Below are 15619 nucleotides of genomic sequence, written 5' to 3' on the forward strand. Positions count from 1 at the left end.
GGCGAAAAATCCGTAAAACTCCAACCAACAGCAAGAGCCCAGCGCCGGAATCGAACCGACAACCCCTCGATTACACATCGAGTGCTCTACCAATTGAGCTAGCAAGGCATACACAAAGAGCGCCGTGCAGGTTCCAATCCAACCTGAACACGACGCCCCATGCACGTAACTTCACACACCAAGTAATTCCGTTCAAGCAAATACTTTTCACAAAGGGTTAATAAGTATTCTTTAAACGACGAAAGCCCCGACCCTTGGAGTGTCGGAGCTTCCGGCCTGGCTTACTGTTCTTAGTTACAGTAAACCCCTGCGAGAACAATATTAATCTTCAACAGAACTATTTGCAAGCAGTTTCTGAAAGATAAAAGGATCCATCAACCGAGCGAAATCAAACAGCTCATGCCGATGCCACAACATCGAACAGCACATGCACTGAATATGATCCACACGCTCATCCTTCCACACCGCATACAAGGCAGGAGCATGAACCGACCCACCATCCTCATCAACCGTGACCCAATCACTAGCACCACACTCAGCATTAGGACAGTTGCCAGGAATAGGGGTCTTACGACCAGGATTCAGATGATCCACAATCCTCGTCGTCCAATCACGCCACACCACAGACTTAGACTCCAGCACCTCAGCATCCACAGACCCCAAAGCACCAAGAAGAACCTCACCATCAAACTCAGGACTAATCGAAGCAAACCCATCCACAAGACCAAGCTCAACAGCATCACCATGCAAACAAGCAGCCAAAGCATCCATCATCTCAGTCGCCACAAAGTCAAACGGCAACCCAGCAGCACCCTTACCAGTGCCACCGCCACCAGCAACCGTATTCTGCGAAGCAAGACGCAACTGCTGAATCAAAGACATCTCAACCGGCGGCACCTCACCAAACTCAACAACATCAAACCGAGGATGCTCCCGACACAACAACGTCAAAGCATCACGCGCACGAGACCGAGTCTCCCACACCTGAATACACCCAAAGCACGAACAATCAACCGAATCCACATGCTCACCCATCTATGCCACAACCTTTCCCAAAAGCTCATTCCTGATGCGCTCGCTGAACCAATCTTCTGGACGCCAGACCTCAGCGTCATGCCCTGCAGCTTTCAACCCGTCAATCCACATCTGCTGTTCTTTGCGGATGCGTCCTTTAGCTGACTTGAGTTCCCTCCACAGCGTTCGGCCAGTTCGAGAATTGATGAGAACAAGGTCAGGAAACCCAGGCTGTGAACGGCGGGAATCATGGGTGTGATAAATCAGGTCATAACCAAGCTGTTTCGCCAGGTCGATGACATTGTCTTGAAATTGTTTCTCGGTCCATTGGTTGATGTTGTGCAGACGGATTTCCGATGCACTCATGTTCAAATAAGGTGGGAAGAAACCTTGGATTGGTTTAGTCATTCTTCTGTCCTTTACTTCTTCTACGTCGTCTTCTTCTGGGTTTAGTTCCAGTGGTGCCATGGTCTTTAGGTTCTGGAGAGTTCTCTTGTATAGAGTTCTTCTCCTTTCCAGTCCCGTCCCGTCCCGGCAAATCCAAATCCGACGGAGTGGATGTTGCGAATAATTCGGAGTGATTGAGTGAATCGGGTTTTCCCGCGGCTGGCGCTGTGGTGGGAGCCGTACGCCCCGGAGCCGATGTTTCAGGCTCTACAGGGTTCGATTCAACCGTTTCAGCGTTAGCGATGTGCATCGGGTGCCAGGCAGGGTATTCGCCTGACACTTCGATGTAGTCATCCAATTCATCAAGAGTAGGATTCCAGTCATCTGAGCTATCAGCTGCAGGAGTCTCTACTTCACCGGGAGCCGTGCACTCAGGATCAGCGGGACCCGGAGCCAGTGTTTCAGGCTCAACGGTGTCGCGATCAACCGAGTTCGATTCGACCGGTGAAGGAGACTCAACCACAGGTTTGAATGACTCAGCGCGTCCTTCAAACTCCATATCGAGAGTTTTCTGGTTGGTAACTGTAATCCCGTTTTCAGCAAGGAAAGCGATACTCTTCTTGCTGTAGTAGGGGTCTTTGGGAACATTCAGTAGCTGTCGCCCCTGCCAGCTTTCCACATCATTACGACGCGACAAGTTGCACTGACGGCAAGCTACTACAAGATCGTCAGGAGTCTCTGCACCTACGCCCGGTTTGACGTGGTCATAAGTTCCCCCGATGCCTGATTTCTGGTCTCCCCAGCGAACAAGACGGCCACACCAGCGGCAACCATCACCGTCACGATGACGAACCGGCACAATGAGCGACTTATTACGAGTGTCATTGCGCTGTGTACGTTCCCATTCGATTTCGTCTTTCAAACGCATGTGGAACAACTCATCGTCGCTCACCAGCTTGAAAGCAAGACGGCCGTCCTCACCCTCCACGCGTGTGAAGTAACCGCTGAATACAGCGGCTTCAGTGAGAGCCTGCCAGCGTGACATTCCAGCCACCTGTTTGGCGATACCTGTTTCAACGATGTAGTCCGTCTTATGAGCAGCGGCGAGTACGGCGCAACGAGAGACGAATCCAAAGAGCTCATTGAGGATTCGGTCATCTGCATCGTCCAGCTCAAGTGCGCGCAACACAATCGGGTGAGTCGCTGAGGTATCTCCTACACGAAGCCATGGCATGTTAGAACCACACTCCGCGAGCGCCGGTGGTGGTGTTCGTTGTGTGTGGTGTTTGCATGGGGTGGACTCCTTGGTTGGTTGGTGGTCATGGGGTGTGGTTATTTTTTGGGTTTTACTGGGCCGTAGATGGCTTGGAAGATCTGTTCGTCTGTGAGTCCTGGATAGGTGATTTTTCGGATAGTTGGAGATTTGGTGGCTATCCACATTCCTGCTTTGACTCCGGCGTAGTTGATTTTTTTGCCGTTTTTGTCGATGCCGATGAGTGCTGGGTCGTTTTCGAAGTCTTGGAGGGTGAGGCTGTTGAGTTGCGCAGGGTGTGTCGGTTCGTCCTCGATGAGGTATTTTGCGGTGTGGCCCGATTTGCGTATTTCTGCTCGGGTGCGTTGCGCTTGTGATGATGCTTCGCGGATGTTTTTCGCGATTTCATCTGCCTGTCGGGGTGTCATGATTCGGTTGCTGATGTCGCCTAGAGAGAGGTGGATATCTCCGTTAGTCTCAGCGATTTGAATACCGTTGATGTTGTAGCGGTTGTTAGTGGTCATTGCACTTGCTCCGTATAGGTCTGCTGGAAAATATCTGGCTTGCAGGGGTAGAACTCGTCTTTGGTGCCTTTGATGATGTAGTCACCGGGTTCGGCGGTTAGCGTGCCTTCTAACGTTTCGATTTCGAACTTCCAGTCGACATATCCACCTTCAACCCAGGAGGTATATTCGGTGAGTTCGCTGAAACCTGCAGATAAGGTGGGACCTGCGACTCGTGATTCGGAGATCCATTTCATGATTTCAGTGCCACATTCTCGGGTGCCGTCGAAAAGCATCGCTTCGATGGTTATCGGCTTCTTGGTGTATTTAGTGGGTTTCATTTTTCTGCGTCTTTCCGTTCTTCAAGGAGTTGGTGGATATCTCGTAGCGCGTTGAGTATTTCGATAAGCGCCACATTCAATGTGTCGATGGCGATGGTGTTCTTTGCCTGCTCAAGCTGAAGAAGGTTTAGACCGACGTTCGTTGAACTTGCGATGAACGCTTCTTCGTTGCCGTTCTGGATTGCGTCTGTGGCTTCTTTCTCCCAGGTTTCAGAAATCTCCTGAGCAGTTTTTGTCAGCTCATCTCGCATTTTGTTGGACTGTTCATGCCCTTCTTTTAATCGGTTTAGCCAATCTCTTTTCATGCTTTGATACCTTCTTGTCTATTTCCATAGTGTTCTTCTTTGTGCCAGTATTCGGTGTCTTCGTCACGGTCATATGGGTCGCAACCACAGTCGCAGCCAGCATATTGCGGGACAGTGCCGTGCCCCTCGTGGTGGATACTGTCGCCCAGGTGAATCATGATTCTTCCTCCCCTTCGTCATAGATCTTGTGTTCTGGGAACCCAGCTGAGGCAGTCTCGAGGATGTTTGCCCATTTGCCGGTTTCCATGAATTCTTGGTCGCTGGTGCTGAGCCAGAGGCGGGCGATAAAGTTCTCGCCGATTCGGGCTAGCGCGGTGTGTGAACCCGTCATGTGAATCACTGGGATGCCTAGAAGCTTCGTGGCTTTGGTGAGTACTTTGAAATCAGAGGGTGCGCAGGTCGCATACACCACTTGAGACGGTGCAATGTTCCCTGCAGCGTTCACCCAGATATTTCGCAGTGAATACTGGCGTCCATCAGCGCCGGCGAACTGAGTAACGCGGTTACCGAACAGTTTCCCTTCCTCTTGGAAGTGCAAGAGGGTTCGGCGGCCATACTCAGTAACGCGCTTCTCGTCGCGGACTGTGACGGTCTCGAACTCCGAATGATTGACCTCAATAGCCAGCGTGGATTCAAAAACCTTCGCGCGGAACTGAGACACCAAAGCTGGAACCTCATCACGATGAATTGCGAAATCCACCAGCTCGCCATCAGCATCCTGAATACGAACCATGCCAATAGCCCAATCCGCTGAACTCTCGTAGGTCGTTAGCGCGAGCTCACCAGAACCGGTGAGATTGCCGAAGATAAGTTCCTCAACAGCCGGCTGATCCGGCGTACTGTCCTTATTTGCAGAAGTAAAAGGAAGCAACGCCTGCAACATCGTGATGAACTCCTGCGTATCAACCTGAAAAACACTCATGCTGCCAACTCCTCAGTTAGTGGTGGTAAAAGTTTGATGCGGAGCTTTTCTAGCCCCTTAGGTGTTACACGGATTTGCGGGTCAGCTGTTTTCCGCTCACCAGTGATTGGGTCTGGATAAGTACGTGCCCTATAAACCAGTAGCCCCTGTTCACGTGCGTACTGCATGATTTGTCGAGTCTTGCCACGCTTGTAGGTCCACTTGATGTTGTCCAAGAAAGCGAAGAGGCGTGTTTGCCCGATGACAATGCCCGATTGCGTTAGTAACCCTGCAGCTTGAGCAACAGAGTGCGAACCGTCTGAGGTCATGTAATCGTCGTAAACCTGGGCTTTAGGCGCCGCAATAGCTAGAGCATGTTCTGCCGCTTTCACTCGTGCGTCCAGAATCCCCATTGCCTGGGCAATAATCGCGTCTTCACCGCCGACCACGCCGGCAGCATTTACGGTCTTGCCGCTGAGCAACTGTTCTACTCGCTCGTCAGCCCAGTCTTGAAAAGATTCCACAAGTGGAGAACGGCTGGTCTGGAGAATGCGAATAAGTCCGCGTTCATCAACGAAATTCATGGGTTTGACCCCGTACCCGGTATCTACCTCCACAATGTGGAGGGAGCTTTCTCGGACGCGTTTTACAACGTTTGAGGGGTTGGCATCTCCGAGCACTGAGCAAACATCAGAGAGCGCAAAAGTAAGTTTGTTATCTCTCACTTCGGTACGGACACCGTGACCTTGGAAGTCTAAGACTTGGATGGTGTTCATTGGTCAGCTCCTTTCAGGTCTTGCAGGGTGGTCGTTTGTGTAGTGGCCGTGTGCTTTGCAGATTCGGCAGTATCGGCTGGTCATTGTCGTGGTAATGGCTGGATGCCGTGTGTATTGGTGAGGTGGTATCGGAGTTCATCAGCGAGGAAGGCGATTGGGTTTTCAATCTCGACGGGTGCTTGCCAGATACCTGTTCCTTCTGGGCAGATGTTGCACTGCCCGACGAGTGGCGTGCGGGGTTGCACCGATAGTGGCTGGGATCGGTCGACACTGATGCTGCCAGCGTGGTCGCGTTGGTATTTTCCACTCATCGGGTTGACTCCTTACGGATGGGCTTTGGGAATGGGCTCGGGGTGACTTTCTTTGTCAGACGGTCAACCCGAGACTGGTTGTAACCGGCTCGCCCTGCCTCATACTGGGCTTCATCAATCCAGGCATCGATGGCGTCCTCATAATCTTTAGGAATCAACGGGGTGAACCTTTCCAGTGAAGAACCAGCGCCCGAGAGAACGCGGGTTGCGGATAATGACTGGGAACCGGGTGATGCAGCCACAGGCGTACATCAGGCAGACCGAGAAAATAAGGGTCATGCCGGTATAGAACACCTGAACGGCAATAATGACTTTGATAGCTTCGTTCACGGTGCAGTCACCACCAAACGCAGACGCTTACCACCAAGATCAGCCAAAACCCCCGGCGTCAGGTCAATGATGGAGCCACCAAATAGCTGAGCAGTCTCAAGAGTTCCCTCAAACACCACAGAATCCTGAATACTCATAAAGGACTGCAACTGTTGTTCCAGATCGATAATGCGCGCGTCACGCTCATCAATAATCTGCTCCAACGCGTTCACAGCTTCAGCGTCCAGCTTGCCGGCATGCGCAGGGTTCTCGTACTCCGCGACCTTCTTCTCAAGCTCATCAATCCTGCCCTGGTAAGCAGCACGCAGCGTGTTCGCTTGCTCTTCCAACCGAGCTTTACCGCGCTTGCGTTCTTCCTTGAGCTTGTCCTTCTCCTTGCCGATAGCAAGATCGCGGGAATCAAGAACGGTGTTGAGTTTCAGTTGTACTGAGTCTCGCTCATCACGTGCTTTGTCGCGCTCACGCTCTAGACGCTCAGCTACCTTGCGCATACCAGCGTAATTAGCAGCTGAAACTTCCAATTTTTTCTCAAGCACCATCACGCGCTGAGAATCAACAGTCGTCGGATTATTTCCTGCACGCTTAGGATCGCGGTACTTATAAGTCATTAGAATTTCACCTCGTCATTGATGGCGGTTGAAGAATTTTCAGTGTCGATAGCCGGTTGCCAGAACTCGCGGGCCAGCTTTTCACCCGGCGACTCCTGCCAGCCCACCGCGTCACGCAGAACCTCGCGAGAGAAACGAGTAACGCTGGCATCATGACTACGCGGGTCAAACCTGTCTAGGTCAAACAAGAAGTAATACGGCGTCGAGGTACCAGACCCCAGTTGCACCAGCATCAGCGCCAGCGCCAACTGCTCAGTGGTGAACTTCTGCAGCTCTTCAACCAGAAAAGAAGAAACCTGCTCGAAGGTTGAAACACCTTCAGGAATATCGATGCTCAGAAGCTCTGCAATGTCCTTACGCTGATACCCCATGCCCACGATGTAGCGGGCAAGCATCTTCTGAGCGTCCTTGATTTTCTTCGGCTTAGAAATGACATCCTTCAGATGCTCCACAAAGGTCACCCGCGAGGTGCGCAACGCGGTTTCCGCTTCTTCACGAAGCTTCTGCTCAGCAAGTTCCTCGGCCGTGGGCTCAGGACTACGCTCAGGTTCATCTTCAACCATCCACCACTGCACCACACGGGAGTTATGGTTGAGCACCACGCGGTAATCCGCAATATTTTCCAAAATCTCGGCCGAGAAATGATCCTTAGTCAAAGCTGCAACTGTAGGAGCATCCCCAGGGAACTGGTCCTGCAAGTTGTAATTGGTGATTCTCTTATAACCCTCACGAGCTTCCTCAAATGAAATGATTGTGAAGCCAATAGACTCTAAAGCTTCCTGAGCCTGAGAAACGTTGTCTAGCCAATCCAGCTTTTCCTTAGCCCGGTTATACTCCCAGTCAAAATTGAAGTGATCGATATTCTCCTCAAGAGCTTTCTGAACTTCAGGATGATTTTTAAATTCGTCCACCTTGACCACACGGTCCAGCGTCGCGTTGCCTGAATCCACCAGCTTCTGAGTGCGCTCAGACATTCCAGCCAGCTTCACGCGAGACTCAATCGTTTCGTGCTTGCGTCCGATGCTCTTAGCAACCTGGTTGATATTCATCCCCAAATCGAGCATGCCCTGAATCGCGGCTGCTTCTTCAGACTTGGTGATATTCGCGCGCTGGACGTTCTCAATCAGCATGGTCTGCAGAACGGTCTTATCGTCCTTGACGCTGGCATCAACAATGCAAGGGATACTGAGCAGACCAGCTTTTTTAGCTGCTGCAAGGCGACGGTGCCCAGCGATAACCTCAAAGTCGCCGTCAATGCTCGGATGTTCACGCACAGTCAACGGCTGGACAATGCCCTTGGCGCGGATTGAGTCAGCCAGTTCGCTAACATCGCCCACATCAGCGCGTGGGTTCAAAGAGCTAGGGCGAACCTGTGAGACTGACAGGTGTTGCAGCTTCTGGTTGAATCGTGAAGTCATCATAAATTTCCTTAGAAATACTTGGCGGTGAAGTGTGGTTCGGTGAAGTCTTGTGGGCCAGCTTTTTAGCGCAGGTGCTGGCGTTCCCAGTTCGCGCGTTCACGGAGGTTTTCTTTGGTAATGCCCTGTTCAGCCCGGTACGTGCTGAGAATCTTCTGCTCCGATGCATTCGGCATTCCACGGGCTATCTCGGCCAGCTGATCCGTCATTTTGGTGACGCTCACGCGAGCTAGAGCGCGGGTTCCTTTGAACCAGTCCTCGTTTCGACGTCGGAACCAGTACCGGGGCTCAGTCTTACGTGGCTCAGGCTGCAAGCTCGCTACCGTGACCATCTGATTGGTTGCCATGAGGATCCACCTCCCACTGACCAAGAGCTTCCCGACGGCGGAACTCCTGCAGCTCTACTTCCTCGTTGTGCTGAGCAATATCGAGCGCGTCGCTGATCTCATACCAGCCAGCGAAACCCAACACCAGAGCAAGAAGGCTCTTGCCATTGAACGTCGGACCGCCATGAACAACGTCCAATCCAACTGACAGCCCCAGCAGACCCGCCAAGAAAAGCAGACTCAAGCCGATGCAAATACGTTTGCGAGTACTCATCAAAACTCACTACCTTAGGATTCGAAAAGATTGGTTCGGGCAACCTGTTCACCGGAGTCTTCGTATTCGCTCTGACTGATTTCAGCCGTGCTGTACTTACCAGCGAGAGATGGAGCATTGCCCTGCACGCGGTACAAGAAGATTTCACCGGTTGAATGATCCACATCGAAAGGGCCTTTCATGCGGAACACTTCAGCAATAGCTCGATGCAACGCCATATGGCGGGTCTTCTTATCTCGGAACTTGATATCGCGATGCTGAGTCTGGACGATGCGCTGAGTTCCATCAGCTTCAAAGAAGCGGAAACTCACTCGCTCGTACTTGGTTTTGGTAGCCATTTAGTGTCCTAAAATCTGTAAAAAGGCAAAGGAATGCCCGGTGCACCCTAACGGATGCTCTAAAAAGTGGGGTAATTATTCGGTGGTAGCAACGCTTCGTTGCGCGTGCTCAAGAGCGAGCTTTTCTATTTCTTCGCAGTTATTCAGATGACGCATAGCGGTTTGCGCGTCCCGGTCTTCCTCGTACGAGCAGTCCAGGCAGCTCACCTTGGTATAGAAGAAGTCTGAGAGTGATGCACCGCCAAGGCGTTTTACTGTGCTGTGCACTTCACTGATAACAGGTTCATGCTTGCTCATAGTGCCAACCCAAAATCGTCTCGGGTAATATCTTTCAAGGGAGCGAAAATACCGTGCAATGCTTCAGCAATTTCCGCGAGACCTAGCATTACGGGTTTGAGCGCTTGCCCGATTTCGTCAAAAGCTTTGTTCAATGCCTCAGCAACGTTTTGGGGTGTTGCCGGCTTTCCCTTACCAAGCACATTCCATGCTTGGATGATTTCAGTAGCTTGCGTAGCGGATTCAGCGCCAGGCACTGCTTCCCACATGTACTGCCTAAGCGATGTAGAGCTGACTGATTTTGCGTTTCGCATCAAGATGAGTCACTTCCTGTGAACGAGATACTTCGTGAATCTCTCGGGCTGGCTTATTGAACATCTGCAACAGCTCTTCAAACTGCTCTTGAGTGAACCTGATAGGCATCCTCATCCCGTTGACTACGCCACCGGTGTAAGAGACCTTGCCCTTGCTGGCCCAGTCTTTGAGAGTCCTCGCACTGGGCGTCCCGCCAAGCTGTTCGGATACCTGCTCGGGGGAGAGGAGTGAACCTTTTCGCATGGTCGCTCCTATGCGGCTACCGGCTCTAGATGCCGAGTAGACGGGTGTTGCGAGCTTCGAATGGTTAGCTCTCGAATAACTTCGTCATGGACAGCGTTGAGTGCCCTGTTGGACGCTTTCAACTGCATCTTCTTGAGGCCGCTGGTTGCTGGGTCAGAGTGAATCATCTGATCTTGCGAATCAATGAGGTAATGCAGAAAGCTCTCTACGATCTGAAGATGCTCGCGACTTGATTGCTTGAACAGCAGTTTGCGGTTTGAAGCCCCGCAGATTTCATCGTTCTTTTTCTTGAACATTGGTCTAGTCCTTGGTTAGTGAAGTGTTTAGCGAGCGCATGAATGTATATACATTCAGTTTTGGTAAAAAAATTATGCCGCCACTTTTTGAGCGGCAAGTCCGCGCATTAGTTGAAGTGGTGACACTTTCAGCCATTCAGCGGCTTGGTCGACCTCATCGGTAGTCCATTTTGACTTGCCGTTCATTTTTCGTGCCGCTGTGTGTTCCGACACTCCAATTTTCTCCGCCAAGTCTTTGGCGACAAGGCGTGGGGTGTGCGCTTTCATTAGGCCTCGCACAGCTGATGCCACGTTTTCGTTTGATGACATATCATCACCTCTCGTTGTCGATATATTGAGTGTATATGCATTCATATAGCTTTATCAAGCACTTTATGAATGTTTTTTGTAGGTTTTTGAACGTATATGCGCTAGGATGCTTGTATGCCTAGAGGAACAAAAGAACTGCCTACCGCTTTTACGCAGGCAGTCCACGCAGAAATTAATGAACTCATGCGACAGCGGGGTATATCCCAGCGCAAGCTAGAGGAGTTATCTGGGGTAAAGCAACCGAGACTTTCTCAGACTATTGGGAAAAATGCTCGTTCTCTTGATCTGACGGAACTGGATCGAATTTGTGAGGCTCTAGGAGCTTCACCAGAAGCAGTCGTTGCCACTGCCGAAAGAGTTCTCCAGGCACGTTCAGCTTACGCTCTTGCTGCTAAGGAAGCCCCCGCGCCCGCGGCAGACATCAACGAAGAAGACTACCTCTAAACAGAACGCCCCCCCTTTCGAAAGCAGGTGATCTCCATGCACCTGAACCACAAACCCTACGAACCACACATCGATGCCGATAACAAAGGCATCCACATCATTTACAAAGACCCAGGAGCAAACCGCCTGGGTCTTTACATTGGCAAAATCAACGGAACACCAACAATCCTGCTCAAACCCGGCATGTCAGCCCGAATCGAACGATGCGTACTCGCACACGAAATCGTTCATGCAGAACATGATGACCAACCCACGCCAGACCCCGTATGGCACGCAAAACGCGAAAACAGATGCGACCGCATCGCAGCAGACCGACTCATCGACACAGAGAAGCTCCAGCAAGTAGTCGCCCAATACGACGACCCAGGACAATGGGCCAACGAACTAGACGTCACCGGCTGGATACTCGACGCATGGCTTACAGCTAACCGTGGTGTCCTGGCGAGCGCAGCCTGAAAAATATAGAGGCCCTATACAACAAGGAAGTTGTGCAGGGCTTTTTAATCGTATGGTTAACGGTATGAGTTCTCAATTTTCCCATGTCTTTCCCGAAGATGTTCTCGCTTATTTTTCGCAAGGTACTAAGAACGCCAGATTGGGTGCGATGGCGCAAGAGATTGCGCGACTTGCTAATGAGAACGCAGAGTTGCGTCAGGGGTCAATGGTGGTCAGTGAAGCAACTGTTGAGGCGCAGCATATTGTTGCTAAGGCTAAAGCTGATGCTTTTTCAGCTGCACGTAAAGCGTGGGAAGAAGGTTCGGAAGCTCGGGCTAAATGTGTTGCTGAAGGTACGTTTATCCCTGCACCCTTGAGAACTGCGGCTGTGGAGTTACAGGAGTCTCTATCTCACATTGGCCATTTTGATCCCGAAAAGAAGTATATTCTGCTCAATGGGGGAGACGAGTACCCTATTGCGGGCAGTAAAAAGGACTATATCGATAACTATGTTGAGTTCACGGGTGTGCCTGCGAATGGGGACGAAGCTGAGGCTTCAGTTGTAGTAGATCTCGTGGGCAATTATGCAGCATCGGGCGATAATGAAGACTATACGACATCATTAGGCGTGGAAGTTGGCGGCAAGATGCTGGGGTATATCAGTAGCTCCTACGCTCGTGATGTCAAAAAGTTCATTCTCGCGGCAAGCGCACTAGGCATCAGCGTTTTTGCAGAAGCGGAGCTTTACGTGACAGCAAGCCAGAAAACAGGCTCCTTGCGCAACAAAGCGGTTGTTCACGTACCCGATAAGTTCCTGACGCGAGATGCAGCGCCAAAGATTCACCGGGCCATAAAGGTCATGAACAGTATTTACGCGAGCGCGTCCCGATAGAAAGATACAAGCCCCGGGCAACAACAAAGTTGACCGGGGCTTTATAAACTCTACTATTTCTTTTCGAGACCAAGTATGGCAACTACTCCGAGAGCTGCTGGAGGTAATACCACCCAGACGCCAGTTCCTTCTTGAAGCATTGAAATAAACGCTAGCCCTATACACACTAGGGAGATGAATAAGATTGCCAGGGAGAATAAATCTATATGGAAATGGTGCTGGCGCATCATCTTCCTCCCTTGATTTAGTTTAGTTTTTCGCCGTCTCCAACGCGGGTTCGGCGAATCTTTACTACTACCCACTCAGATTTACTAGACCCCTCTGTGATCAGTTGAGTCTCTTTGATGGTTACCTGAAATGTATCATCTTTTCCGATTTTCATGCCGTTATCCAGCTCTCTCAGAAAGTCTGTGTCTTCAATAGCGACTTTCCTATCCCTCTGACCTACTTTGAGCAACCATTTGCCATCCGGCCTAAAATCAATGCTTTGAACGACAGCCTCCGACTCGAAGAATCCTATCTTTTCAACTGGTTCTTCTTTTTGAGCCCATAGATCTCGGAAATCCTGGTTATCGAAAGTTTCTTCAACTTCATTGTTGATTATTTGATCTGAACTTTCCTCAACATTACCTGAACGGACCTCTAGCTTATCCGCACTGTCAGCTAACGGAGCCATGATTTTTTGTAAGTTTTTGCGTGTTTTCACGGGTGCTTTTTGCAAGGTATCCCATGCAACTCTAGGCACATAGTTCACTTCCTCGCTCTTCCACGTTACCTTGACGACGTCTTCTTCATTGGGGACAGGTTCAACGTCTTTGACTTTGTCAAACATAGCTAGCTTCATTGCAGATTTAACTGTGTATGCAATTCCACCACCGCCGGTAGCCCCTAGCGCAGAAGCACCTGTCGGATTATTGGCTATCCAATCGATGACTGGCACAACGAATTCGAGAATGAACGAGCCTTCTTTAGGTGGTCTTACTTTTGTTCCTTGAATTACGCCTTCACCAAATGCACCTGACCTAGCCAGCTGCTCAGTGAATCCAGCAAACCCTTGAATCGCGTCCGCGAGTTCCCACGCGTTGATCTCCACATCATCTGAATCGTTATCGGCGAATCTGAACTGGATAACTTCTTCTTTTATCCGCGTTGAATGTTCTTTTTCCTTCGCAGCTAGGGCGTATTCTTCGGGGCGTGCGTGAGATTCCATCATCGTCCTTTCAAGGGGTCTAAGCTGAGGTTAAGCTTAGGTCTTGAAAAGAAGGTTTCTTTAATTAATACCTTTTAAGAAGCCGGTTTTAATCGACGATGCGAGCGCCGTCTGCATTTACTTCGATGGTGAAGCGCTGCGTGGTGGTCCCTATGGTTTGCTCGCCGTCTTGCGCGTAGAACCATTCGCGTGGCACGCCTGTTGCTTCCGCGATTGACTGGACAATGGAATCTGGGGCAATGCGCTGACCTGTTTCATATCGATTGAGAGTGGCGCGGGTGATGTGCAGCTTATCTGCTAAGTCTGCCTGCGTGTAGCCAGCGGTTGTGCGGGCTTTTGCGAGACGGTCTCTCAATTCGAATACAGGGATTGTCATGGTTCTATTTTCACACATGATTACTTTTGACACCAGAACACCACTTTCTTTAGTTGCTTTTGTAACCCTCTAAGCGTATTCTGAGTTTATTGGTTACTTTTGTAATCATGTGGAGATGTTCTTCCTTTACGGTTCTTGACTCCACACCTTCAGCTTGCAACTGAAGGTGAACACAAGTAACCGCTCGGTTAGACCCGTTTGACTGGGTCACTTGAGATAGGGCCAGTACCGAGAATGGCACACAAAGGAAACAGCAGCAGACTAGCTATCTGATGGTGAATCATACGAACAGGCACTCTGAATTTTCTGCAAGGAAGAAACGGAGGGTCTAAATGTCGTATCGCCAGGAGGCTCTGGTGCTCAAAACCTCGGGAATTCTTTGGAGGATGGGAATCAAGAAGCTCACGCGTAGCGCAACCTCTAGCCATGTGGGAGCGAAGCGACCAAAGAACCTCACCACCACACCACTCAACCTGCAGCTACCCACACCCTGAACCACCCAAGCTAAATAGATCGCTACTCAATAAAGAAGCACCTCCTCGGTGAGCCGAGGAGGTGCTTCTTCCTATATCCCATAAAACTTTGCTAGACCTTGTACGACGTCTTCATGAGGTAACTTTTCTTCAACCACACGAACCGTAAAATTAGCAATTGCTTCATCATCAAGGGTTGGGTCAATGTCCACGCCGTTAATGTATAGGAATATTTGACAACAGCTGATAGCTGTACGTTTATTTCCGTCTGCAAATGCGTGATTTGTTGCAAGCCCTATCAACAAAGCTGCTGCCTTGTCGAGCAGAGTAGGATATCTTTCATAACCCATAAAGGATGCCTGAGGCTTCCCCACTGCGCTGGCAAGCAGATTCTCGTTAAAGCTACATTTAAATTTGCTGTCATGGATAGTGACTACCTGGTCAAGTGTTAGATACTCATACTCAATCATCTATCTGCCAGGATCTTGTCAACGCCTCGGAATTTCTCATTAGTTTTAGCTAAAGCCAGTTGAAGCTTGTCGTTTGAGACTGGCTTCGCTGATGCCGGGGGCTTTAATGGACGATCCGAAACCTGCGAGAAATAACGGAACATTGCATCTTTGCTGATTACCTGATTCTTACCCGAGCTGTATGCTTCTTTCCATGGGTCTTCTTCATGCGTCATAGAGCTGAGTTGCGTACCAGTCTTATTTCCATAGAAAGCAATGATGGATTTAATATGGTGCTCCACAGCGGGTTCCAGAGCAATAGCGGATCCTGAAGTTACTGGGCTTTTTTCGTGATAATAAACAGACGCCGGAACCGGTCCCATATCCCAAGCTTGAATCTCATCATCAAAAAGGGGGCGACCGTACCAAGCCAAATGCCATGCCTGAGCATAATAAAGAAGCTTCATGCGTTTCATCTTGGTGTCATGAGCTCCAACCTTAGTTTTCAGGTAAGAATTTAGCTGAATAGCGGTATACATTTTTCACCTCCATGCACATGTTTCCAGACGCTGTGGTTACTGCATTTCTTTCAAGAATTCCGTATTTGCGAGCGCCGGATAGGTGACACCACCTATTACTCCACACAATAGTCGTTTAAGCGGCAATGTCTACTACATTTCACCGTTTCTCCGCTTACTAACGTGAGTCAGCGGGTGTAACGTGTTAACTCGTCCAATACCCCCGTGTTGATAATTTCAACAACAAGAGCGTAATGCAACCTTTTTCAACCGCTTGTCAACGGGAGAAACCGCTTTAT

General features: G+C 50.2%; 26 protein-coding genes and 1 tRNA gene. 3 read left to right on the top strand and 24 right to left on the bottom strand.

Annotated elements, in window-relative coordinates; genetic code table 11:
* Positions 1–35: 35 nt before the first annotated feature.
* The 20 genes from IDM49_RS05710 to IDM49_RS05805 form a co-directional block, all read right to left on the bottom strand.
* Positions 36–108 (bottom strand) — tRNA-Thr (locus IDM49_RS05710).
* A 213-nt stretch (positions 109–321) separates the two neighbouring features.
* Positions 322–1035, bottom strand: a complete 714-nt coding sequence (locus IDM49_RS05715) for a hypothetical protein (RefSeq protein WP_190725332.1) — start codon at positions 1033–1035, stop codon at positions 322–324.
* Positions 1036–1422, bottom strand: a complete 387-nt coding sequence (locus IDM49_RS05720) for a VRR-NUC domain-containing protein (RefSeq protein WP_228008208.1) — start codon at positions 1420–1422, stop codon at positions 1036–1038.
* Complete coding sequence (locus tag IDM49_RS05725; protein ID WP_190725333.1) at positions 1415–2635, bottom strand: HNH endonuclease; 1221 nt, start codon at positions 2633–2635, stop codon at positions 1415–1417. Before IDM49_RS05725 ends, IDM49_RS05720 begins: the two co-directional genes overlap by 8 nt.
* 98 nt (positions 2636–2733) lie before the next feature.
* Positions 2734–3177, bottom strand: a complete 444-nt coding sequence (locus IDM49_RS05730) for a hypothetical protein (protein WP_190725334.1) — start codon at positions 3175–3177, stop codon at positions 2734–2736.
* Complete coding sequence (locus IDM49_RS05735; RefSeq protein WP_190725335.1) at positions 3174–3497, bottom strand: hypothetical protein; 324 nt, start codon at positions 3495–3497, stop codon at positions 3174–3176. Before IDM49_RS05735 ends, IDM49_RS05730 begins: the two co-directional genes overlap by 4 nt.
* The gene (locus IDM49_RS05740) at positions 3494–3802 is read right to left on the bottom strand and encodes a hypothetical protein (protein ID WP_190725336.1); all 309 of its coding nucleotides are present in this window, start codon (positions 3800–3802) and stop codon (positions 3494–3496) included. The genes IDM49_RS05735 and IDM49_RS05740 overlap by 4 nt, the downstream gene beginning before the upstream one ends.
* Positions 3803–3956: 154 nt before the next feature.
* Positions 3957–4724 carry a hypothetical protein gene (locus tag IDM49_RS05745; protein ID WP_190725337.1) on the bottom strand — a complete coding sequence of 256 codons (768 nt, stop codon included), beginning with the start codon at positions 4722–4724 and terminating at the stop codon, positions 3957–3959.
* Positions 4721–5479: a phage antirepressor KilAC domain-containing protein gene (locus IDM49_RS05750; protein WP_190725338.1), complete on the bottom strand. Its 759-nt coding sequence runs from the start codon at positions 5477–5479 to the stop codon at positions 4721–4723. The genes IDM49_RS05745 and IDM49_RS05750 overlap by 4 nt, the downstream gene beginning before the upstream one ends.
* A 307-nt stretch (positions 5480–5786) precedes the next feature.
* Positions 5787–6032 (bottom strand): hypothetical protein, encoded by a 246-nt coding sequence (locus tag IDM49_RS05755; RefSeq protein ID WP_190725339.1) that lies wholly within the window; start codon positions 6030–6032, stop codon positions 5787–5789.
* 84 nt (positions 6033–6116) lie between these two features.
* On the bottom strand, positions 6117–6728 hold the full coding sequence (locus IDM49_RS05760; protein WP_190725340.1) for a hypothetical protein: 612 nt from the start codon (positions 6726–6728) through the stop codon (positions 6117–6119).
* A complete protein-coding gene (locus IDM49_RS05765) occupies positions 6728–8149 on the bottom strand; it encodes a ParB/RepB/Spo0J family partition protein (protein WP_190725341.1) in 1422 nt (473 codons plus the stop codon). Before IDM49_RS05765 ends, IDM49_RS05760 begins: the two co-directional genes overlap by 1 nt.
* Positions 8150–8211: 62 nt before the next feature.
* Entirely contained in the window at positions 8212–8493 is a 282-nt protein-coding gene (locus IDM49_RS05770) for a hypothetical protein (protein ID WP_190725342.1), read from the bottom strand.
* Positions 8450–8746 (bottom strand): hypothetical protein, encoded by a 297-nt coding sequence (locus tag IDM49_RS05775; RefSeq protein ID WP_190725343.1) that lies wholly within the window; start codon positions 8744–8746, stop codon positions 8450–8452. The genes IDM49_RS05770 and IDM49_RS05775 overlap by 44 nt, the downstream gene beginning before the upstream one ends.
* Before the next feature lie 14 nt (positions 8747–8760).
* Entirely contained in the window at positions 8761–9084 is a 324-nt protein-coding gene (locus IDM49_RS05780; RefSeq protein ID WP_190725344.1) for a hypothetical protein, read from the bottom strand.
* Between the two features lie 75 nt (positions 9085–9159).
* Positions 9160–9381 (bottom strand): hypothetical protein, encoded by a 222-nt coding sequence (locus IDM49_RS05785; protein ID WP_190725345.1) that lies wholly within the window; start codon positions 9379–9381, stop codon positions 9160–9162.
* Entirely contained in the window at positions 9378–9629 is a 252-nt protein-coding gene (locus tag IDM49_RS05790) for a hypothetical protein (protein WP_190725346.1), read from the bottom strand. Before IDM49_RS05790 ends, IDM49_RS05785 begins: the two co-directional genes overlap by 4 nt.
* Before the next feature lie 7 nt (positions 9630–9636).
* A complete protein-coding gene (locus IDM49_RS05795; protein WP_190725347.1) occupies positions 9637–9918 on the bottom strand; it encodes an OTU domain-containing protein in 282 nt (93 codons plus the stop codon).
* Between the two features lie 8 nt (positions 9919–9926).
* Complete coding sequence (locus IDM49_RS05800; RefSeq protein WP_190725348.1) at positions 9927–10214, bottom strand: hypothetical protein; 288 nt, start codon at positions 10212–10214, stop codon at positions 9927–9929.
* Positions 10215–10286: 72 nt separating this feature from the next.
* A complete protein-coding gene (locus tag IDM49_RS05805; RefSeq protein WP_190725349.1) occupies positions 10287–10523 on the bottom strand; it encodes a helix-turn-helix domain-containing protein in 237 nt (78 codons plus the stop codon).
* 114 nt (positions 10524–10637) lie between these two features.
* Here IDM49_RS05805 and IDM49_RS05810 point away from each other — a divergent pair, with 114 nt between their 5' ends.
* The 3 genes from IDM49_RS05810 (at position 10638) to IDM49_RS05820 (ending at position 12294) form a co-directional block, all read left to right on the top strand.
* The gene (locus tag IDM49_RS05810) at positions 10638–10967 is read left to right on the top strand and encodes a helix-turn-helix domain-containing protein (protein ID WP_190725350.1); all 330 of its coding nucleotides are present in this window, start codon (positions 10638–10640) and stop codon (positions 10965–10967) included.
* Positions 10968–11003: 36 nt separating this feature from the next.
* The gene (locus IDM49_RS05815) at positions 11004–11423 is read left to right on the top strand and encodes an ImmA/IrrE family metallo-endopeptidase (protein ID WP_190725351.1); all 420 of its coding nucleotides are present in this window, start codon (positions 11004–11006) and stop codon (positions 11421–11423) included.
* Positions 11424–11487: 64 nt separating this feature from the next.
* A complete protein-coding gene (locus IDM49_RS05820; RefSeq protein ID WP_190725352.1) occupies positions 11488–12294 on the top strand; it encodes a hypothetical protein in 807 nt (268 codons plus the stop codon).
* A gap of 244 nt (positions 12295–12538) precedes the next feature.
* Here the strand turns inward: IDM49_RS05820 and IDM49_RS05825 are convergent, their stop codons facing one another.
* From IDM49_RS05825 to IDM49_RS05840, 4 genes are all read right to left on the bottom strand, one after another.
* On the bottom strand, positions 12539–13507 hold the full coding sequence (locus tag IDM49_RS05825) for a hypothetical protein (protein WP_193836684.1): 969 nt from the start codon (positions 13505–13507) through the stop codon (positions 12539–12541).
* 85 nt (positions 13508–13592) lie between these two features.
* The gene (locus IDM49_RS05830; protein ID WP_190725354.1) at positions 13593–13880 is read right to left on the bottom strand and encodes a helix-turn-helix domain-containing protein; all 288 of its coding nucleotides are present in this window, start codon (positions 13878–13880) and stop codon (positions 13593–13595) included.
* A gap of 565 nt (positions 13881–14445) precedes the next feature.
* Positions 14446–14823, bottom strand: a complete 378-nt coding sequence (locus tag IDM49_RS05835) for a type II toxin-antitoxin system death-on-curing family toxin (protein ID WP_190723847.1) — start codon at positions 14821–14823, stop codon at positions 14446–14448.
* Positions 14820–15341 carry a Panacea domain-containing protein gene (locus IDM49_RS05840; protein WP_190723848.1) on the bottom strand — a complete coding sequence of 174 codons (522 nt, stop codon included), beginning with the start codon at positions 15339–15341 and terminating at the stop codon, positions 14820–14822. Before IDM49_RS05840 ends, IDM49_RS05835 begins: the two co-directional genes overlap by 4 nt.
* Between the last annotated feature and the right edge of the window lie 278 nt (positions 15342–15619).

Source organism: Rothia terrae, assembly GCF_014705925.2.
Classification (GTDB): domain Bacteria; phylum Actinomycetota; class Actinomycetes; order Actinomycetales; family Micrococcaceae; genus Rothia; species Rothia terrae.